Source organism: Acidovorax sp. GW821-FHT11A03 (assembly GCF_058809075.1).
Genome location: NZ_JBXASG010000006.1, coordinates 1 through 20,473, shown reverse-complemented (window position 1 = coordinate 20,473; position 20,473 = coordinate 1). Strand labels below are relative to the sequence as shown.

General features: G+C 62.8%; 20 protein-coding genes. All 20 read left to right on the top strand.

From position 1 onward, the window contains the following. Positions 1–23 precede the first annotated feature (23 nt). Positions 24–1,031, top strand: a complete 1,008-nt coding sequence (locus AC1RVY_RS15925; protein WP_492807499.1) for an RluA family pseudouridine synthase — start codon at positions 24–26, stop codon at positions 1,029–1,031. 147 nt (positions 1,032–1,178) lie between these two features. Then, a complete protein-coding gene (gene scpB, locus AC1RVY_RS15920) occupies positions 1,179–1,931 on the top strand; it encodes an SMC-Scp complex subunit ScpB (RefSeq protein ID WP_492807143.1) in 753 nt (250 codons plus the stop codon). Then, on the top strand, positions 1,931–3,532 hold the full coding sequence (locus AC1RVY_RS15915) for a pseudouridine synthase (RefSeq protein WP_492807141.1): 1,602 nt from the start codon (positions 1,931–1,933) through the stop codon (positions 3,530–3,532). The genes scpB and AC1RVY_RS15915 overlap by 1 nt, the downstream gene beginning before the upstream one ends. A gap of 92 nt (positions 3,533–3,624) precedes the next feature. Then, the gene (gene ndk, locus AC1RVY_RS15910; RefSeq protein WP_008905954.1) at positions 3,625–4,050 is read left to right on the top strand and encodes a nucleoside-diphosphate kinase; all 426 of its coding nucleotides are present in this window, start codon (positions 3,625–3,627) and stop codon (positions 4,048–4,050) included. A gap of 87 nt (positions 4,051–4,137) precedes the next feature. Continuing rightward, positions 4,138–5,262, top strand: a complete 1,125-nt coding sequence (gene rlmN / locus AC1RVY_RS15905) for a dual-specificity RNA methyltransferase RlmN (protein WP_218340260.1) — start codon at positions 4,138–4,140, stop codon at positions 5,260–5,262. A 36-nt stretch (positions 5,263–5,298) separates the two neighbouring features. Further along, entirely contained in the window at positions 5,299–6,132 is an 834-nt protein-coding gene (pilW, locus tag AC1RVY_RS15900; protein ID WP_218295357.1) for a type IV pilus biogenesis/stability protein PilW, read from the top strand. Next, a complete protein-coding gene (locus tag AC1RVY_RS15895) occupies positions 6,125–7,036 on the top strand; it encodes a helix-turn-helix domain-containing protein (protein WP_492807139.1) in 912 nt (303 codons plus the stop codon). The genes pilW and AC1RVY_RS15895 overlap by 8 nt, the downstream gene beginning before the upstream one ends. Positions 7,037–7,056: 20 nt before the next feature. Beyond that, the gene (gene ispG, locus AC1RVY_RS15890; RefSeq protein ID WP_492807497.1) at positions 7,057–8,316 is read left to right on the top strand and encodes a flavodoxin-dependent (E)-4-hydroxy-3-methylbut-2-enyl-diphosphate synthase; all 1,260 of its coding nucleotides are present in this window, start codon (positions 7,057–7,059) and stop codon (positions 8,314–8,316) included. A gap of 153 nt (positions 8,317–8,469) precedes the next feature. Then, the gene (hisS, locus tag AC1RVY_RS15885) at positions 8,470–9,735 is read left to right on the top strand and encodes a histidine--tRNA ligase (protein WP_218295795.1); all 1,266 of its coding nucleotides are present in this window, start codon (positions 8,470–8,472) and stop codon (positions 9,733–9,735) included. 14 nt (positions 9,736–9,749) lie between these two features. Continuing rightward, positions 9,750–10,436 (top strand): YfgM family protein, encoded by a 687-nt coding sequence (locus AC1RVY_RS15880; RefSeq protein WP_492807136.1) that lies wholly within the window; start codon positions 9,750–9,752, stop codon positions 10,434–10,436. Between the two features lie 41 nt (positions 10,437–10,477). Further along, entirely contained in the window at positions 10,478–11,605 is a 1,128-nt protein-coding gene (bamB, locus tag AC1RVY_RS15875; protein ID WP_492807495.1) for an outer membrane protein assembly factor BamB, read from the top strand. A 13-nt stretch (positions 11,606–11,618) separates the two neighbouring features. Next, the gene (gene der, locus AC1RVY_RS15870; protein WP_492807135.1) at positions 11,619–12,962 is read left to right on the top strand and encodes a ribosome biogenesis GTPase Der; all 1,344 of its coding nucleotides are present in this window, start codon (positions 11,619–11,621) and stop codon (positions 12,960–12,962) included. A gap of 105 nt (positions 12,963–13,067) precedes the next feature. Continuing rightward, complete coding sequence (hfq, locus tag AC1RVY_RS15865) at positions 13,068–13,322, top strand: RNA chaperone Hfq (protein ID WP_218295353.1); 255 nt, start codon at positions 13,068–13,070, stop codon at positions 13,320–13,322. A 69-nt stretch (positions 13,323–13,391) separates the two neighbouring features. Continuing rightward, complete coding sequence (gene hflX / locus AC1RVY_RS15860) at positions 13,392–14,561, top strand: GTPase HflX (protein ID WP_492807133.1); 1,170 nt, start codon at positions 13,392–13,394, stop codon at positions 14,559–14,561. Positions 14,562–14,615: 54 nt separating this feature from the next. Next, positions 14,616–15,989, top strand: coding sequence for an FtsH protease activity modulator HflK (gene hflK / locus AC1RVY_RS15855; protein WP_492807131.1), 1,374 nt, complete (start codon positions 14,616–14,618; stop codon positions 15,987–15,989). Positions 15,990–15,998: 9 nt separating this feature from the next. After that, complete coding sequence (gene hflC / locus AC1RVY_RS15850; RefSeq protein ID WP_218295350.1) at positions 15,999–16,910, top strand: protease modulator HflC; 912 nt, start codon at positions 15,999–16,001, stop codon at positions 16,908–16,910. 34 nt (positions 16,911–16,944) lie between these two features. Beyond that, entirely contained in the window at positions 16,945–17,127 is a 183-nt protein-coding gene (locus tag AC1RVY_RS15845; protein WP_492253525.1) for a DUF2065 domain-containing protein, read from the top strand. A gap of 89 nt (positions 17,128–17,216) precedes the next feature. Beyond that, positions 17,217–18,365, top strand: a complete 1,149-nt coding sequence (locus AC1RVY_RS15840) for an ATP phosphoribosyltransferase regulatory subunit (RefSeq protein WP_218295348.1) — start codon at positions 17,217–17,219, stop codon at positions 18,363–18,365. Between the two features lie 27 nt (positions 18,366–18,392). Then, a complete protein-coding gene (locus AC1RVY_RS15835) occupies positions 18,393–19,769 on the top strand; it encodes an adenylosuccinate synthase (protein WP_492807129.1) in 1,377 nt (458 codons plus the stop codon). A 47-nt stretch (positions 19,770–19,816) separates the two neighbouring features. Next, positions 19,817–20,341, top strand: coding sequence for a phosphoribosyltransferase (locus AC1RVY_RS15830; protein WP_369642849.1), 525 nt, complete (start codon positions 19,817–19,819; stop codon positions 20,339–20,341). Positions 20,342–20,473: the final 132 nt, after the last annotated feature.

The window sequence follows — 20,473 nt, the reverse complement described above, 5'->3', positions numbered from 1 at the left end:
CGCCGCCAATGGGCGCAACGGGCATGGCGCGGGAACCGGCCGGGGCAGCGGATGAGCTGCTGGCCGACGAGTCGGAAGGGCTGGCGGACGAGTCCGGGAGCGAGCTTCGCTCCATGCACATCGGGGCCGGACAGCATGGCGTGCGGCTGGACCGGGCGCTGGTCGATCTGGTGCCCGAGTTTTCCCGCAGCTACCTGCAGCAACTGCTGGCTCAGGGGCTGGTAAGCCTCAATGGCAAGCCGCTTCCCAAGGCGGCAGCGCGCGTGAAGGCGGGCGATCAGGTGGTGCTGGAAATGCGGCCCACGCTGCAGAGCCAGGCCTTCCGGCCTGAGTCCATGTCCATCGACGTGGTGTTCGAGGATGCCCATCTGCTGGTGGTGAACAAGCCCGCCGGCCTGGTGGTGCACCCCGCGCCCGGGAACTGGAGCGGCACCTTGCTCAACGGCCTGCTCGCCCGCGACGAAAAGGCGCTGACCGTGCCGCGCGCGGGCATCGTGCACCGGCTCGACAAGGACACCAGCGGGCTGATGGTCGTTGCCCGCGACCGCGCCACCATGGACGCGCTGGTCGCATTGATTGCCGGGCGCAAGGTGCAGCGGCAGTACGTGGCCATGGCCCACGGCGCATGGTCGGGTCCCAAGATCCGCACGGTGGACGCTCCCATTGGCCGGGATCCGCGCAACCGCCTGCGCATGGCGGTCGTCGACCTGGCGACCCATGCGGGCAAGCTTGCGCGCACCGACATCCGGTGGCTCGCTGGCGTGGACGAGGGCTGCTGGGTGCAATGCACCCTGCATACGGGCCGCACGCACCAGATCCGCGTGCACATGGCGTCCTTGCGGCATCCGTTGGTGGGGGATGGCCTGTATGGCGGCGCGCCGGTCGGTAGCCTGCAGCGGCAGGCGCTGCATGCCTACCGCCTGGCCTTCTCGCACCCTGTGACCGGCGAGGCGCTGGAATTCCGGGCGCCGGTGCCGCAGGACATCTGCCAGGCCCTCTCGTCATGGGGGCTGGGCTACAATGCGCCCTGACGGCCAGACTGGCCCCAGCCCGAAGACGGAATCCCGCCGGGCTCTTGCGTCGCGCCAGCACCCTTGCACAGCGCGCCATTGATTGCCCCCTGCTGTTGATGTGACACCCGTTGCAACGCGTGGCACTTTTCCAGGAATCGCTGAACCATGAACACGGTGGATGCCAAAAGGGTCCTCGAAACTGCGTTGATCTGCGCGCAGCAGCCTGTGCCTTTGCGCGAGCTGCGGGTGCTGTTCCATGACGCGCTGGGGTCGGACACGCTCAAGGTATTGCTGCAGGAGCTGCAGCTGGAATGGACGCAGCGTGGCGTGGAGCTGGTTCAGGTGGCTACGGGCTGGCGTTTCCAGAGCCGGCCCGAGATGCGCGAGTACCTCGACCGGCTGCACCCCGAAAAGCCGCCGCGCTATTCGAGGGCCACCATGGAAACCTTGGCGATCATTGCGTATCGCCAGCCGGTGACGCGGGGTGATATCGAGGACATCCGGGGGGTGACGGTCAACAGCCTGATCGTCAAGCAGCTGGAAGACAGGGGCTGGGTCGAGGTCATCGGCCACCGGGAAACGGTGGGGCGTCCGGCGCTGTTTGCGACCACGCGGCAGTTTCTGGATGACATGGGGCTGCAGTCGCTGGACCAGTTGCCGGTGCTGGATGACCCCACCGGCAATGCCAATGTCCTGGAGGCCATGGCCGCTGCCGCCCAAGGGGTGATAGAGCCGGAGCCCGAACCGGCAGCGGAGCTGGTCGCTGCGCCATCGGAGCCCGGCCCGGGCCAACAGCCGCCAGAACCGGGCGCGGCGCCGGATGCGGTGCTGTCCGTGGAAGACTTTTTTCAGAATGCGGAGACGGATCTCCGCGACGACGATGCCGATACCCCGGGTGGTATCCAGGGAAATATTTGATGAACGATTCGACCCCCGAAATGCCGGCTGATCTGCCGGAGGCTGCGCCTGCGCAGGCGGCTGCGGCGCCGAAGAAACCTGCTGCCAAGCGCGCCCCGCGCAAGAAGGCGGTGCCGGTGGCTGTGGTTGCCGAGGAGCAAAGTGCTGCTGGCGACGCCATCGCTTCGGCGGCCCCCGAGGCCGTTTCTGAGGTGGAGCCCGTGACAGCTGCGGAGTTGTCGCCCGAGGCGCTCTCCTCGTCGCAGGTGGTTGCAGGGCCCGAGGCCGAGGCTGCGGCGGCGCATGCGGAAGGCTCTGAGTCTGTGGGCCAGCCAGGGCAGGGCGGCCGCAGGAACCAGGGCCAGCCCGGCGGCAGGCCGCCCCAACGCCCCGAAGGTGCCGGGCGCGACAGGCGCAAGGCGGCGCCGGCGGTGGATGGCTATCAGTTCGAGGATGTGGTGTCGGGCCGCTTCGATGAGGATGATGCGTCGGCCGACGCCGTTCCCGCCAAGCGCGTATTGCTGCCCCAGGTGGAAACGCCCAAGCTTCACAAGGTGCTGGCCCAGGCGGGGCTGGGGTCGCGGCTGGAGATGGAGCAGCTCATTCTGGAAGGGCGCATCTCCGTGAACAACGAGCCTGCCCATATCGGACAGCGCATCCAGTTCGGAGACCAGGTCAAGGTCAACGGCAAGCCCATCCGCTACCGGATCGACCCGCCGCCCGCGCGCGTGATCGCGTACCACAAGCCGGTGGGCGAAGTGGTGACCCATGACGACCCCCAGAACCGGCCCACCGTCTTTCGCAAGCTGCCCCGGCTCATGCAGGGCAAGTGGCAGTCTGTCGGGCGCCTGGATCTGAACACCGAAGGCCTGCTGCTGTTTACCAGCTCCGGCGAACTTGCCAACAAGCTCATGCACCCGCGTTTTGGCTTGGAGCGCGAGTACGCCGTGCGGGTGCTGGGCGCCTTGAGCAACGAAGAAAAGCAGAAGCTGCTGGATGGCGTGCGCCTGGACGATGGCATGGCATCCTTTGGATCGATCGAGGATGGCGGCGGCGAAGGCTCCAACTGCTGGTACCGGGTCACCATTTCCGAAGGGCGCAACCGCGAGGTGCGCCGGATGCTGGAGTCTGTGGGACATGCGGTCAGCCGGCTGATCCGTATCCGGTACGGCGCCATGGTGCTGCCGCGCGGGCTCAAGCGCGGCGCCTGGCTGGAACTCGATGAGAGTGACATCCGCGCCCTGGTCCAGGCCGCCGGTGCCGGACGGCCGGAGGCTCCGGCCGAAGGCCGGTTGGAAGAGGGGCCGGGTGCGGGCGGGCGCGGCGGCAACAAGCGCAACCGGGGGCGCAACGGGCCCCGCGTGGGCGACGGCCCGCGCCGCGACATGTCGCAGGGGGCGCCGGGCGGCCCCCGCGGCCAGAAACCCCGCCGTGACAATGGACAACAAGGTCAGGCCCGCGGCAACAATGCCGGCGGCGGTGACCGCCAGCGCGGGGCGGCACAGCCGGATCCGATGAAGACCTCGGTGGGCTATATCGGCATGGACAGCCTCTCGCGGCACCGCCAGGACAAGCGGCGCCCCGGCGGAGGCGGCCCTCGCCGCGGGGGCGGCGGGCGCTGAGCGCACGCTGCGCCGGTCTGCCCGGTTAGAATCGAAGGCTTTGTCCAGTGGGCAAACGAATTACAGCAACATCATCCATTCAGGAAATCAACATGGCAATCGAACGCACCCTCTCCATCATCAAGCCCGACGCAGTGGCCAAGAATGTCATCGGTCAGATCTATGCACGCTTTGAAGCTGCCGGCCTCAAGGTCGTGGCTGCACGCATGGCCCACCTGTCGCGCCTGGAAGCCGAGCAGTTCTACGCCGTGCACAAGGAGCGTCCTTTCTTCAAGGACCTGGTGGACTTCATGATCTCCGGCCCCGTGATGATCCAGGCCCTGGAAGGTGAAAACGCGATTCTGAAGAACCGCGAACTCATGGGCGCCACGGACCCCAAGAAGGCAGAAGCCGGCACCATCCGCGCCGACTTCGCTGACAGCATCGATGCCAATGCAGTGCATGGTTCCGACGCAGCTGAAACCGCCCAGGCAGAAGTGGCCTTCTTCTTCCCCGGCCTGAACATCTACTCGCGCTGATATGGTGCTCCCCATGCCTGTTCCCGCAATCGTGGGACACCTGCGCCATGGGGACGACCGCGCTCGGCCCGTCACTGGGAGGGCGCGATGACCACCACCAACCTGCTGGAATTTGACCTCGACGGCCTGGCTGCTTTCTGCCAGCAACTGGGCGAAAAGCGGTTTCGCGCCACCCAGCTGTTTCGCTGGATCCACCAGCGCGGCGCCAGCGACTTTGACGCCATGAGCGATCTGGCCAAGGCCCTGCGCGACAAGCTCAGGGGTTGCGCCCGTGTCGAGGCCTTGCCAGTCATCTCCGAGCATGTTTCCTCGGACGGCACGGTGAAGTGGCTGTTCGACGTGGGGGATGGCAACGCGGTGGAAGCCGTCTTCATTCCTGAGGATGACCGCGGAACGCTGTGTATTTCCTCCCAGGCCGGCTGTGCCGTGGGGTGCCGCTTTTGCTCCACGGGGCATCAGGGTTTCAGCAGGAATCTGACCACGGGCGAGATCGTCGCGCAGTTGTGGTTTGCAGAGCATTCCTTGCGCAAACGCCTCAAGTCCGAAGATCGGGTGATCTCGAACGTCGTGATGATGGGGATGGGCGAGCCGCTGCAGAACTACTCGGCGCTCGTGCCCGCCTTGCGTGTCATGCTCGATGACCATGGGTATGGTCTGTCGCGGCGGCGGGTGACGGTATCCACGTCGGGCGTGGTCCCCATGATGGACCGCCTCTCGCAGGATTGCCCGGTGGCCCTGGCCGTGTCTTTGCATGCGCCCAACGATCCGCTGCGGGACAATCTGGTACCGCTCAATCGCAAGTATCCGATCGAAGAGCTGCTGGAGGCCTGCAACCGCTATCTGGCGCACGCACCGCGTGATTTCATCACTTTTGAATACTGCATGCTCGATGGCGTCAATGACCAGCTGGAGCATGCGCAGCAGCTGATCGAACTGGTCAAGCCCGCCCGCGGCGCAGGGGTGCGCTGCAAATTCAATCTCATTCCCTTCAATCCATTTCCCGCATCGGGGCTGTTGCGATCTGCGCAAAATCAGGTGGTTGCATTTGCGAAGGTCCTGAGCGATGCAGGTATTGTCACAACGGTGCGCAAGACCCGGGGAGATGATATCGACGCGGCCTGTGGCCAGCTCGCGGGAGATGTCAAGGATCGCACACGGGCCGCTGAGCGCATGGCAAAGCAGCGGACAATCGTGCTCAAACCGGTGACTTGATCAGCAAGCAATCGGCATACTTCAAGGAGGCTCTACATGGTGGGATTGGTTGGAAGCTGGCAGCAACTTGGCCGCTGGACACTCACGGCATGTGGCGTGCTCGCATGCATGTCCGTACTGCAGGGGTGTGCGACCAACAACAGCATGTCCACCGTGGATACCAATGCGGGATTGGTCACTCCGTCCGATGAGCCTGAAACGCGGCGCCGTGCCCGCATCCGCCTGGAGCTTGCATCCAACTATTTCGAGAACGGCCAGACGGCCGTGGCGCTTGATGAAGTCAAGCAGGCGCTGGCGGCCGATCCCACGTATTCCGACGCCTTCAACCTGCGCGGCCTCATCTACATGCGGCTGAACGATTTTGCGCAGGCGGACGACAGTTTTCGCAGGGCGCTGGCGCTCAGGGGGAACGATCCCAACCTGTTGCACAACTACGGCTGGTTGCTCTGTCAGCAGCAGAAGTACGCAGAAGCGGACCAGCAATTCGGGCGGGCGCTGGCCAATCCTTCCTACACCGCGCGCAGCAAGACACTCATGGCACGCGGGCTTTGCCAGTCGGGGGCCGGTCAGTTCGCCGAAGCCGAGCAGTCACTGCTCAAGGCCTATGAACTGGATGCCGCCAACCCCGTGGTGGGCTACCACCTGGCTGCGCTTTTGTTGCGGCGCAACGAGCTGACCCGCGCCCAGTTCTATATCCGGCGGCTGAACAACAGCCAGTTTGCCAACTCCGAATCGCTGTGGCTCGGAATCAAGGTGGAGCGTGGCCTGGGTGACTCCGTGGCCATGAAGCAGCTGGCGGAACAGTTGCGCAAGCGTTTCCCGGATTCGCGGGAACTGGGGGCATACGAGCGTGGGGCTTTCAATGAGTGAGGTTCTGGAGAGTGGTGGAATGACGGCGGGTGGATTGCTCAGGGAAGCGCGGCAGGCATCCGGCATGCACATTGCCGCCTTGGCCGTGGCGCTGAAGGTGCCGGTCAGCAAGCTGGAGGCGCTGGAGGCCGACAACTACGAGGCGCTGCCTGATACGGTGTTTGTGCGGGCGCTGGCATCCAGCATCTGCAGGACACTCAAGCTCGATCCTGCGCCCGTCCTGTCGCTGTTGCCGCAGAGCAAGAGTCCGCGTCTGGCCACGGACAGTGCCGGTCTCAATGCACCCGTGAAGGGCGGTTCTGGCAAGTCGTCTTCGTCCTCGGCGTCCTTTTCGGGATCCACTTCGCGGTCCGTCACCTTGGTGGTGCTGGCGCTGCTGGTGGGAGCTCTCGTCCTTGTTTTCTTTCCCCGCCAGCAGGACGGGGCGACGAGCACGACGGGCACAGCGCAGGCACCTGCCCCGGTGACGGCCGCTCCTTCGGTCATCGCGGAACCTCAGGCCAGCCCCGCACCCACAGAAGTATCGAGTGCCGCGACCGGCGTTGCCGAGCGCAAGCCGGAGAGCCCCGCGCCAGTTGCGGCGGGGCGCCCCGATGCAGCCGCGCCCGCGGCTGCCAATGGTGTTGCATCGGCCCCGGTGGCGGCCGCCAGCGCAGCCGCCCCCCCCGCAGGTGCGCTGGTGCTGCGCGCGCGCAGTGAATCCTGGGTGCAGGTGCGGGACTCCGCAGGCGCGGTAGCGCTGCAGCGCAATCTGGTCGCGGGCGAGTCGGTGTCGGTCGCCGGGTCGATGCCTTTGGCGGTTGTCATCGGACGCGCGGACGTGACGGAGGTCTTCGTGCGCGGCAAGCCTTTCGACCTGACGACTGTGTCGCGTGAAAACGTTGCTCGCTTCGAGGTGAAATAGTGGAACAGGTATCTGGTGATATGGGGCCCATTGCGATTGCATCCCCTTTGCCTCGGCGCTCACGCCAAGCCAGGATCGTGTGGGGATCCCGTGTCGTGACGGTGGGCGGCGATGCGCCCGTGCGCGTGCAATCCATGACAAATACCGATACGGTGGACGCCATCGGCACGGCCATACAGGTCAAGGAGCTGGCGCAGGCGGGTTCGGAGTTCGTGCGGATTACCGTGAATACCCCCGAGGCCGCGGCGGCGGTGCCCTATATCCGGGAACAGCTGGACCGGATGGGGGAAAGTGTGCCGCTCGTGGGGGACTTTCACTACAACGGGCACCGGCTGCTCACGGATTTTCCCGATTGCGCACAGGCGCTGTCCAAGTACCGCATCAATCCGGGCAATGTCGGCAAGGGTGACAAGAGGGACCGGCAGTTTGGCCAGATGATCGATGCCGCCATGCGGTGGAACAAGGCGGTGCGCATCGGGGTGAATTGGGGCAGTCTCGATCAGGATCTGCTGGTGGACCTGATGGACGCCAACAGCCGCCGGTCCTCGCCCTGGGAGGCGCGCCAGGTCATGTATGAGGCGCTCATCACGTCGGCCATCGAGTCCGCTCGCCGGGCCGAGCAGATGGGGCTGGATGGCAATCAGATCATCCTGTCGTGCAAGGTCAGTGGGGTGCAGGATCTGATTTCCGTCTATCGTGAGCTCGCACGCCGCTGCGACTATGCGCTGCATCTGGGGCTGACGGAAGCGGGCATGGGAACCAAGGGCACGGTGGCGTCGGCAGCCGCGCTGTCGGTTCTGCTGCAAGAAGGCATCGGCGATACCATTCGCGTGTCCCTGACGCCCCAGCCCGGGGAGGCGCGCACGCAGGAGGTGGTGGTCGCCTCCGAGATATTGCAGGCGTTGGGTCTGCGTATGTTTGTCCCCAGCGTCACGGCATGCCCGGGCTGTGGCCGCACCACAAGCACGACCTTTCAGGACCTGGCCAAGCAGATCGACGATTTTCTGCGTGCCCAGATGCCCGTATGGCGGGTTCGTTATCCCGGCGTCGAGAATCTGCGCGTCGCCGTGATGGGGTGCATCGTCAACGGTCCTGGCGAAAGCAAGCACGCAGACATCGGCATCAGCCTGCCCGGTACGGGTGAGGCGCCTGCGGCCCCTGTGTTCATTGATGGCGAAAAGGCCCTGACTCTGCGCGGCGAGAACATTGCCAATGAGTTCCATCAGATCGTCGAGCAGTACATTGAAAAGCGTTTCGGTGCCGCGGTTCCCGCCGCCTGACCCGCTGCATCCGCGCCGACAGCCCTTGCTCAGCCCCCGCAGTGGGGCCGCAAGGAAGCTCTCTCAAAATAATTGGATAAGAAAAGAACAGCTGTGAGTAACGAAAAAAGCGCCACCTCGCCCAAGCCGGAAAAGCTGGTGGCCGTGAAAGGCATGAATGACATCCTGCCTCCCGAATCTGCCCGCTGGGAGTGGCTGGAGGCCAAGGTCCGGGGCCTGATGGCGCGCTACGCCTACCGCAATATCCGCACACCGATCGTCGAGCCCACGCCGCTTTTTGTGCGGGGGCTCGGCGAGGTGACCGATATTGTTGAAAAAGAGATGTACTCGTTCGAGGACCGTCTCAATGGCGAGCACCTGACCCTGCGCCCCGAGGCGACGGCAGGCGTCGTGCGCGCCGTGGCCGAGCATTCCATGCTGTACGACGGGGGCAAGCGCCTGTACTACATGGGGCCCATGTTCCGCCACGAGCGTCCGCAGCGCGGGCGGTATCGCCAGTTCCATCAGATTGGCGCCGAGGCGCTGGGTTTTCCGGGCGCCGAAGTCGACGCGGAACTGATTTTGCTGGCCCAGGCGCTGTGGCGTGAACTGGGGCTTCAGAATGTGCGGCTGGAGCTCAACAGCCTGGGCGAGCCCCATGAACGCAAGGCCCATCGTGCTGCGCTGATCTCGTACCTCGAGCAGCATGCCGATGTGCTGGACGAAGAAGCACGCCGGCGCTTGCACAGCAACCCCCTGCGCATTCTGGATACCAAGAACCCCGCCATGCAGGCCATCGTGGAGGCCGCACCTCGGTTGATCGATTTCCTGGGGCCAGAGTCGCTCGCGCATTTCGACGCAGTGAAGTCCATCCTGAGTGCCAATGGCGTCGCATGGACCGTCAATCCGCGCCTTGTCAGGGGCATGGACTACTACAACCTGACCGTGTTCGAGTTCGTCACCGACCAATTGGGCTCGCAGGGCACGATCTGTGGCGGCGGCCGTTACGACTACCTGATCGGTCAGATTGGTGGCAAGGCTGCGCCAGCGGTGGGCTGGGCGCTGGGGGTTGAGCGTGTGCTCGAACTCCTCAAGGAGCAGGCCAGCGCATTGCCGGCGCTGGCTCCCGATGTGTATGCGGTGATTCCCTCGGCGGCGGCGTTGCCGGTGGCGGTTGCGGCCATCGAGCGCCTGCGGCAGCTCGGCGTCAGTGTGCAGATGCATGCTGCGCCCGCAGGCGGTGAAGGAATGGGCAGCATGAAGTCCCAGTTCAAGAAGGCAGATGCGAGCGGCGCGCTGCATGCACTGGTCTTTGGCGACGATGAGCTCTCCCGAGGGATGGTTGTTGTCAAGTCCTTGCGCGATGGTGTCGGAGCGCAGGCCGAACAACCGCTGGACTCCCTGGTCGAATGGGTGTCCCACCTACAATCCAACCGCTAAACAGAACATATTCCATGGCAAATCACCTAGATCTCGAAGAACAAGAACAGCTTGACCAGCTCAAGCATTTCTGGAACACCTGGGGCACGCTCATCAGTTCGGTACTGATTCTGGTGGCGGGCTCCCTGGTTGCGTGGAACGGATACCAGTATTGGCAAAACCGCCAGGCGAGCCAGGCCGCGGCGCTCTTTGATGCCGTGGATGTGGCTGCCCGGACGGGGGATCAAGCGCGCATGGCGCAGGCGTTTGCCGACCTCAAGGCCAAGTATTCGGGCACTACGCAGGCCAGCCAGGCCGGCCTCGCGCTCGCCAAGACGATGGTGGATGCCCGCAATGCCGATGGCGCGAAAGAAGCGCTGGCCTGGGTGGCCGCCCAGTCCGGGGATGATGGCCTCAAGGCGCTGGCCAGGTTGCGCTTGGCCAGCGTGCTGATGGACCAGAAAAACTACGATGAGGCGCTCAAGCAGGTGTCTGGCAGCACTCCCCTTGAGTTTGAAGCGGTGTTCGCAGATCGCAAGGGTGATATCTATTCCCTGCAGGGCAAGCGCACAGAGGCGATCGCGGAGTATGCGAAGGCGTACAAGGCCTTCGAGGAGAGTGTGGAGTATCGGCGCCTCGTGGAAATCAAGCTTGGTGCCCTGGGGGTCTCGCCGCAGGGTATCGCGGTGGCTGCGGCTGCTCCTGTGGAAGGGGTGAAATAACCATGGCGTTCAATCGTGCAAACAACACGCCGGGCGGGCGGATGCTGCTGCGTGGCGTTTCGTTCGCGGTGCTGGTCGCCACGTTGGCCGGGTGTTCGCTGTGGAGTGGCAGCAGCTCCAAACCCGTACCTGCCGATCTGGGGGCCAATGTCGCTGTCCTGGGTGTGCGGCAGGCATGGACAGCGCGCATCGGCAATGTCGGAGGATTTCCGCTGGAGGTTCACTCCGCAGGCAATGTGGTGACCGTGGCATCCGCTGACGGCGTGGTGGCTGCGATCGATGCGCGCACCGGTGGAGACGTATGGCGCACCGCACTGGCCGAGCCCTTGTCCGCGGGTGTGGGAAGCGATGGAAAGTCTGCGGCTGTCGTGTCCCGCAGCAACACGTTGATTGTTCTGGATGCCGGCCGTGAGCGGTGGCGGCAATCCCTGGCTGCGCAGGTATTCACGCCCCCCCTGGTTGCTGGCGGGCGTGTCTTTGTGCTGTCGACGGATCGGTCGCTGGCCGCCTACGATGCTGTGACGGGGCGCAAGCTCTGGAGCCAGCAGCGCCCTGGAGACCCCTTGGTTTTGCGCCAAGCCGGCGTGCTCCTGGCTGTGGGAGATACCTTGGTGGCGGGTTTTGCCGGCCGCCTTCTGGGCTTGAACCCGGACAACGGCAGCGTTCGCTGGGAGGCGCCGCTGGCGAGCTCGCGCGGTACCAATGATGTCGAACGCCTGGTGGAACTGGTCGGCCGTACCAGCCGGGTAGGGGACTCCGTCTGTGCACGGGCCTTCCAGTCGGCTGTGGGTTGCGTCAATACGGCCAGAGGCGCGGTGGCCTGGACGCAGCCGGCCAGTGGAGCCGATGGAGTGCACGGCGATGGCGAAGCGCTGTTCGGGGCCGAGGGCAATGGCACGGTGATTGCATGGCGCCGCAGCGACGGCTCACGCCTGTGGGCGACGGACAGGCTCAAGCACCGCAAACTGACAGCGCCTTTGCTGCTGGGACGCTCGGTGGTGGTCGGGGACGATGCAGGCCTCGTTCATCTGCTTTCCCGTGCGGACGGTTCTCCGCTTAACCGCATTGCCACCGATGCATCCGGCATAGCTGCGGCGCCCGCTGTCGCTGCCGATACGCTGGTGGTGGTCACGCGAAACGGTGGCGTCTACGGATTCCGTCCTGATTGATGGATCTTATTCAATGAAGCCAGTTATCGCCCTCGTCGGGCGTCCGAATGTCGGCAAGTCCACGCTTTTCAACCGTCTGACCAAGTCTCGCGACGCCATCGTGGCGGATTTCGCCGGGCTGACGCGGGACCGGCATTACGGCAATGGCAAGCAAGGCAAGCACGAGTACATCGTCATCGATACAGGGGGCTTCGAGCCTGATGCATCGAGTGGCATCTACAAGGAGATGGCCAAGCAGACGCAGCAGGCCGTTGCCGAGGCGGATGTGGTCATCTTCGTGGTCGATGCACGTGCCGGCGTTTCTGCGCAGGACCATGACATTGCAAACTACCTGCGCCGTCTTGGCAAACCCTGTGTGCTGGTCGCCAACAAGGCGGAGGGCATGCTGGAAGGTGTGCAGCTGGCAGAGTTTTATGAGCTGGGGCTGGGCGAGGTGTATCCCGTGTCCGCGGCGCATGGGCAGGGTATCCGCAGTCTGGTTGATATCGCCCTGGAACCCCTGCAGCTTCCTGAACCGGACGACTCCGAGGCCGGCTCCGACAAGAGCGTCATCAAGCTTGCCGTCGCAGGGCGGCCCAATGTCGGTAAATCGACGCTGATCAACACCTGGCTTGGCGAGGAGCGCCTTGTCGCGTTTGACATGCCGGGCACGACCCGGGATGCCATCACCGTGCCATTCGAGCGCAATGGCCAACGCTTCGAGCTGGTCGATACGGCGGGGTTGCGCCGCAAGGGCAAGGTGTTTGAGGCGATCGAGAAATTCTCGGTCGTGAAGACCCTCCAGGCCATTGAATCGGCCAACGTGGTTCTGCTGCTGCTGGACGCGACCCAGGGGGTCACGGATCAGGATGCGCACATCGCAGGCTACATCCTTGAAAGCGGCAGGGCCGTGGTGGTGGCTGTCAACAAATGGGATGCCGTGGACGACTACCAGCGCCAGTTGCTGGAGCGGTCCATCGAGACCCGGCTCGCCTTTCTGAAGTTTGCCTCGATGCATTTCATTTCCGCCAAGAAGCGGCAGGGGCTGGGGCCGCTGTGGACGTCGATCGCCCAGGCGCACAAGGCGGCAACCTGCAAAATGTCCACGCCGGTGCTTACACGCCTGCTCCTGGAGGCTGTGCAGTTCCAAAGTCCCAAGCGGGCAGGCATGTTCCGCCCCAAGATGCGGTATGCACACCAGGGGGGCATGAACCCGCCGGTGATCGTGATCCATGGCAATTCGCTCGAACATGTCACCGATGCCTACAAGCGCTTCCTGGAAGGACGCTTCCGCAAAGAGTTTGATCTGGTGGGCACGCCGCTGCGGATAGAAATGAAAACCTCCCACAATCCTTTTGCCGACAAGGACGAGGCCTGATCCAAAGGCTGGAGCCCTGAAGGGCCATGCACTACCAGCCCGATTTGCCCTTCGGGCTGTGGTAAGGTGCTGGTTTACAACAACATTTTGAACACGGAGAATATCGTGAGCAATAAAGGCCAGCTTTTGCAAGATCCCTTCCTCAACGCGCTGCGTCGGGAGCATGTTCCTGTATCCATCTATCTGGTGAATGGAATCAAGCTGCAGGGGCAGATCGAGTCATTCGACCAGTATGTGGTGTTGCTGCGCAATACAGTGACCCAGATGGTTTACAAGCACGCTATTTCCACCATCGTGCCAGGTCGCGCCGTCAATTTTTCCACCGCCGACACCCCTGATGCAGATAGCAGCAACGCTTGAGTTGTTGTTTCTGAACCGGTCTTCGCTTCTTGCACGGATGGTGCGAGAAGGCCATCTGATTTGCATGCGATGACATCTTCGCGCGTGGACGGCACCCCGGTGCTGCTGGTGGGGGTGGACTTTGGTTTTCCCCATTTTGATGGCGATCTCGAGGAATTGGGCCTGCTCGCACAGACGGCGGGCATGAACCCGGTTGGCCGCCTGACATGCAAACGCAAGGCCCCGGACGCGGCCTTGTTTGTCGGAAGTGGCAAGGCAGACGAAATTCGCACTGCGGCACAGATGCACGGTGCGGTTGAGGTGCTGTTCGATCAATCGCTCAGCCCGGCCCAGCAACGTAACCTGGAGCGTCACCTTGAGCTTCCAGTCAACGACCGCACGCTGCTGATTCTGGAGATTTTTGCCCAGCGCGCCCGCAGCCATGAGGGCAAGCTTCAGGTGGAGCTCGCGCGACTGCAGTACCTCAGTACCCGCCTCGTGCGTCGATGGTCTCACCTGGAGCGTCAGACGGGTGGGATTGGCGCACGTGGTGGCCCTGGCGAGAAGCAGATTGAACTCGACCGCCGGATGATTGGCGACGCCGTCAAGCGCACCCGCGAGCGTCTTGTCAAGGTCAAGCGGCAGCGGTCCACCCAGAGGCGGCAACGGGAGCGGCGCGACACCTTCAATATTTCATTGGTCGGCTACACCAATGCGGGCAAGTCCACCTTGTTCAATGCGTTGGTGAAGGCCCGTGCCTATGCCGCAGACCAACTGTTTGCCACGCTGGACACGACAACGCGCCAACTGTATCTGGGCGCTGCAGGACGATCGGTGTCCCTCTCCGATACGGTGGGATTCATTCGCGACCTGCCCCATGGCCTGGTGGATGCATTCCAGGCGACGTTGCAGGAGGCCATTGATGCGGATCTGCTGCTTCATGTGGTGGATGCCTCCAATCCGGGTTTTCCGGAGCAGATGGCGCAGGTCCAGAAAGTGCTGCATGAGATCGGGGCTGCGGATATTCCTCAGATACTGGTGTTCAACAAGCTGGATGCGCTGCAGGCGGAGCAACGTCCCCCGCTTCTGGAGGATCAGTACGATGTGGACGGGCAATTGTTCCAGCGCCTGTTCGTGAGCGCGCGCTCCAGCGAAGGGCTGGACACGCTTCGCCAGGCGCTTGCATCCAGGGTGGTGATTGCGGCTCAAGAAGGCATGACCCCTGGTGTCGCCATTGAATTGCCAGGGTCCGAGCCCTGATTGGGCACAATGCCAGCATTACCGATGCCATCCAGAGAACCAGAGACTTTGCGCATGAATTTCCAAAATCGCACCCTACGCTGGACTTCGCTGCCAGCACGTATTCGGGGCATGTTCAACCTGAACGATCCCCGGTGGGGACGCGGCGAAGACAACAAGTCCGATGATGGCGCACGCCCAGAGGACCGCCCCGTTCCCCCGCCTTCGGGAAACCGGGGGGGTGACCAGCGCCCGGGCAATGGGCAGCCGCCGGATCTCGACGAACTGTGGCGCGACCTGAATCGGAAGCTGGGCGGATTGTTCGGGTCCAAGAACGGTGGCGGGCGCGGGCCGGGCAACGGTGGCGGTTCGGGCGGCGGGTTCCAACCCGACATGAAGAGCGCAGGCGTTGGTGTGGGGCTGATCGCCGGGATTGTGTTTGTCATCTGGATGGGGACAGGGTTCTTCATCGTCCAGGAAGGCCAGCAGGCCGTGATCACTCAGTTTGGCAAGTACAAGAGTACGGTGGGCGCGGGTTTCAACTGGCGATTGCCATACCCCATCGAGCGCCACGAGCTTGTTTTCGTGACCCAGATTCGCTCCGCCGACGTGGGCCGGGACAGCGTCATCAAGAGCACCGGCCTGCGCGAGTCGGCCATGCTCACCGAAGACGAGAACATCGTCGAGATCAAGTTTGCCGTGCAGTACCGCTTGAGTGATGCACGCGCCTGGCTGTTTGAAAGCAAGAATCCGTCGGATGCAGTGGTACAGGCCGCCGAAACGGCGGTTCGCGAAGTGGTAGGAAAGATGCGCATGGATACGGCCCTGGCCGAAGAGCGTGACCAGATTGCACCGCGGGTCCGTGCGCTCATGCAAACCATTCTTGACCGCTACAAGGTCGGTGTCGAAGTTGTTGGAATCAACCTGCAGCAGGGGGGGGTGCGTCCACCTGAACAGGTGCAGGCGTCGTTTGACGATGTGCTGAAAGCAGGGCAGGAGCGCGAGCGGGCCAAGAACGAAGCGCAGGCATACGCCAATGATGTCATCCCGCGTGCAGTGGGCTCTGCGTCGCGCTTGAATGAGGAGGCGGCAGCTTACAAGGCGCGGATTGTTGCGCAGGCGCAAGGCGATGCGCAACGCTTCTCTTCCATTCTGGCGGAATACCAAAAATCGCCTCAGGTGACCCGTGACCGCATGTACCTGGAGGCCATGCAGCAGATTTACGGCAATGTGACCAAAGTGCTGGTCGAGTCGCGCCAGGGCTCCAATCTGCTGTATCTGCCCCTGGACAAGATCATGCAAGGCGTGGCGAGCGGAGCAGGGCCTCTGGATGCTCCGGCTGCCGCTGCGCCCGCGCCGGCGGTGGTGCCTGCCGTGCCTTCGTCCACTTTTTCGAATGACCCCCGAGCGCGTGACAGCAGTCGCACACGCGATCGTGAATCTCGCTAGGAGCTGCTCGTGAACAGAGTCGGATTTATTGCATCTACCCTCCTGGTGGTGCTGGCCCTCATGAGCTCCATGCTTTTCGTGGTGGACCAGCGCCAGTTTGGCGTGCTCTACGCGCTGGGGCAGATCAAGGAAGTGATTACCGAGCCGGGCTTGAATTTCAAGCTGCCGCCGCCTTTCCAGAACGTGTCGTATATCGACAAGCGTCTTCTGACGCTGGACAGCAGCGATACAGAACCCATGCTGACGGCTGAAAAACAGCGTGTGGTCATCGACTGGTATGTGCGCTGGCGCATCTCCGAACCCACGGAGTACATCCGCAATGTGGGGTTGGACGAAAGCGCCGGGGCCATGCAGCTCAATCGGGTGGTGCGCAATGCCTTTCAGGAGGAAATCAACAAGCGCACTGTCAAGGAACTGCTGTCTCTCAAACGCGAGGCGCTGATGGCAGATGTCAAGCGCGAAGTGCTCGAGACCGTTCGCGGGGCCAAGCCCTGGGGTGTGGACGTGGTGGATGTGCGCATCACCCGCGTCGACTACGTGGAAGCCATCACGGAATCGGTCTACCGGCGCATGGAGGCTGAGCGTAAGCGTGTCGCCAATGAACTGCGCTCCACGGGGGCGGCCGAGGGGGAAAAAATTCGGGCGGATGCAGATCGTCAGCGTGAGATAGCGATTGCCAATGCCTACCGCGATGCCCAGAAGATCAAGGGTGAAGGCGATGCTGAAGCAGCGCGCATCTACGCCGAGGCTTTTGGCCGGGACCCACAGTTTGCCCAGTTCTACCGCAGCCTGGAGGCATACAAGTCCAGCTTCAACAAGAAGACCGACGTGATGGTCCTCGATCCTTCGTCTTCGGAATTCTTCAAGACTTTCCGAGGCGGAACCTCGGCCACGGCGCCTGCTGCCGCGGCACGCAAGTGAGTTCCCCCGCCCTGGTTGTTGGTAGCTTGCCGCAGTGACTTTTGACAGCCTTTGGACGGCTCTGGCCCTCGTGCTGGTGATTGAAGGGCTATTGCCCTTCCTATCGCCACAGGGCTGGCGGCGTGCGGTCTCCCAGATTGCACTGCTGCAGGATGGCCAGATACGTTTTTTCGCATTGCTGGCCATCGTTGCCGGTGTTGCCATGCTGTGGTTCTGACCTGGGCTTGGAGTCCTGGCGGTGGAGTCTCTCGGGCCTTCGCTCTCCTCCCGGTAGAATCACGGTTTTAACAGCCTCCCCTTTTCTCCATGTCTGCTTGGGTCCTTCCGGATCACATTGCCGATGTCTTGCCGTCCGAAGCGCGGCACATCGAAGAATTGCGTCGCGGGCTGCTTGATACAGCCCGTTGTTATGGCTATGAGCTGGTGATGCCTCCTTTGCTGGAGCATCTCGAATCCTTGCTGACAGGTACTGGCGAGGCGCTCGACCTCCAGACTTTCAAGCTGGTGGATCAGCTCTCCGGGCGTTCCATGGGGCTGCGGGCGGACACCACCCCCCAAGTGGCCCGCATCGATGCGCACCTGCTCAATCGCAAGGGGGTTGCTCGGCTGTGCTATTGCGGCCCCGTACTGCACACCCGGCCTGACCGTCCCCATGCTACACGCGAGCCCCTGCAGTTCGGTGCGGAGATATACGGGCATGCCGGGCTGGAGGCGGACCTCGAGGCTTTGCAGTTGGCCCGGGAGTGCCTGCGGGTTGCGGACGTTCGTGGCACGACGATCGACCTGGGGGACGTGCGGATTGTGCGCAGCCTGCTGGCTGGCGTGCCGCTGAATGCCCAGGTGTTGAGTGCCATCCATGCCGCGCTGGCTGCCAAGGACGCTGGCGAATTGGTGTCTTTGACCCGCGCTTTCCCCGAGAAGTCTCGCAAAGGTTTGCTGGCGCTGCTGCAGCTGTATGGAGATCAGGCTGTGTTGGATGAGGCTGAAAAAGCGCTCAAGCACTTTCCCGACATTCCCCTGCTGCTATCAAATTTGAAATGGCTTGCTACCCGGTTGGAGGGGGCTACCGTGACGTTTGATCTGGCCGATTTGCGTGGCTATGCGTATTACAGCGGTGCACGTTTCGCGATCTATGCACCGGGTGCAAGCGATGCGTTGGTCCGAGGCGGGCGCTATGACGAAGTGGGGGCCGTGTTCGGCAGAAACCGCCCCGCGGCAGGGTTCAGCTTGGATCTCAAGCAGGTGGTCGGCGTAGTGTCGCCGCGTGCGTTGAAGGCGGCGATCCGGGCCCCATGGGAGGAGTCCGATGAGGTCAATGCGGCCATCGCCAAACTCCGCAAGGCGGGTGAGACGGTGGTCTGCGTTCTGCCGGGGCATGAGAGCGAAGTGGACGAGTTCCACTGCGACCGGGAACTGGTGCAGGTTGCGGGCCGGTGGGTCGTGCAGGCTGTTTGAGCAATTGAAAATTGAATTGGGTTTGAGATGAAAGCAACCAAAGGTCGCAATGTAGTGGTGGTCGGGACCCAGTGGGGTGACGAAGGCAAGGGCAAACTGGTTGATTGGCTGACAGAGAGTGCCCAAGGCGTGGTCCGTTTTCAAGGCGGGCACAACGCTGGCCATACGCTGGTGATCAATGGGGTCAAGACTGCGTTGCACTTGATTCCCAGCGGCATCATGCGACCCGGGGTGAAGTGCTACATCGGCAACGGCGTCGTGCTGTCGGCTGCCAAACTGTTCGAGGAAATCGAAGGCCTTGAGAAGGCGGGTGTCGAAGTGCGGTCACGCCTGCGCATCAGCGAGGCCTGTCCCTTGATCCTTCCTTTCCATGCTGCCATTGACGTGGCGCGTGAAGCCGCGCGCGAGCAGGGCGGTACGGAGAAGATTGGAACAACAGGGCGGGGTATTGGTCCCGCGTACGAAGACAAGATTGCCCGCCGCGCACTGCGGGTGCAGGACCTGAAATACCCAGAGCGGTTTGCAGCCAAGCTGCGCGAGTTGCTGGACCTGCACAACCATACCCTCACGACGTACCTCCGCTCCGGTTCGTTCGTGTTTGGTGATGCGCTCAAGCCGTACATCCAGGATGGCAAGGTTCAGTTTGACGTGGTCTATGCAGAGGCGATGCGCCATGCCGAATTGCTCAAGCCCATGATGGCCGATGTGTCGCGTGAATTGAACGATGCCCACCGCGAAGGCGCCAATCTCCTGTTCGAAGGTGCACAAGGTACGTTGCTGGATGTGGACCATGGCACCTATCCCTATGTCACATCCAGCAACTGCGTGGCCGGCAACGCAGCGGCGGGATCCGGCGTGGGGCCTGGCATGCTGCATTACATTCTTGGCATCACCAAAGCGTATTGCACCCGTGTGGGCGGGGGGCCATTTCCCACCGAGCTGGACTGGGAAGTGCCAGGTACGCCGGGTTACCACATGAGCACGGTGGGCGCTGAAAAGGGCGTGACTACTGGACGCAGCCGCCGCTGCGGCTGGTTTGATGCCGCATTGCTCAAGCGCAGTGCGCAGGTCAATGGCCTCTCTGGCTTGTGCATCACCAAGCTGGACGTTCTGGATGGCCTCGAAGAACTGTTGCTTTGCACGGGATATGAGCTCGATGGCGAACGCATTGATCTGTTGCCCATGGGGGCCGAAGACATCGCCCGCTGCACCCCTATCTACGAGACATTGTCAGGGTGGAGTGACTCCACCGTTGGTGTGACCGACTATGCCAAGCTCCCGGAAAGTGCCCGACGCTACCTGGAGCGCATCGAGCAGGTGACAGGTGTGCCGATCGACATGATTTCTACTAGTCCGGATCGGGATCACACCATCATGATGCGCCATCCCTATGTCGCTGGCTGATTGCCTTTGACCCTCGCCTCTACAGCTATACATCCAGGAGCCATTTCATGTTGACCGAAGACGGCAAACACCTCTATGTCAGTTATGACGAGTATCACAGCCTCATCGAGAAGCTGGCCCTCAAGGTGCATCAGTCGGGATGGAAGTTCGACACGATCCTGTGTCTTGCACGGGGCGGGTTGCGTCCCGGCGATATCCTGAGTCGTATCTTCGACAAGCCCCTGGCCATCATGTCCACCAGTTCCTACCGTGCCGAAGCCGGCACGGTGCAGGGTCATCTGGATATCGCTCGCTTCATCACCACTCCCAAGGGTGAGATCGCCGGTAAGGTGCTGCTGGTCGATGATCTTGCGGACTCCGGCCACACTCTGCATGCCGTGATCAATATGTTGAAGACCAACTATGCTCCGATCACCGAACTGCGCAGTGCGGTGATCTGGACGAAGGGCCTGTCTACGTTCTCTGCGGACTACTCTGTGGAATTTCTGCCGACAAACCCCTGGATTCATCAGCCCTTTGAAGGCTATGACAGCCTGAGCCCCGACAAGTTGCTGGAGAAGTGGCGTGTGTAGAGAGGGCTGCGAATTCTGAAATTTCACGGACTTTCTTCTGCCTCTCTGAAATTGGTGCTATAGTCGAGGGCTTCGCTACTGAGGCGGTGCTGCAGAGATGCGGGGCGCTGGAGGTTCGGGTGATGATGGGGT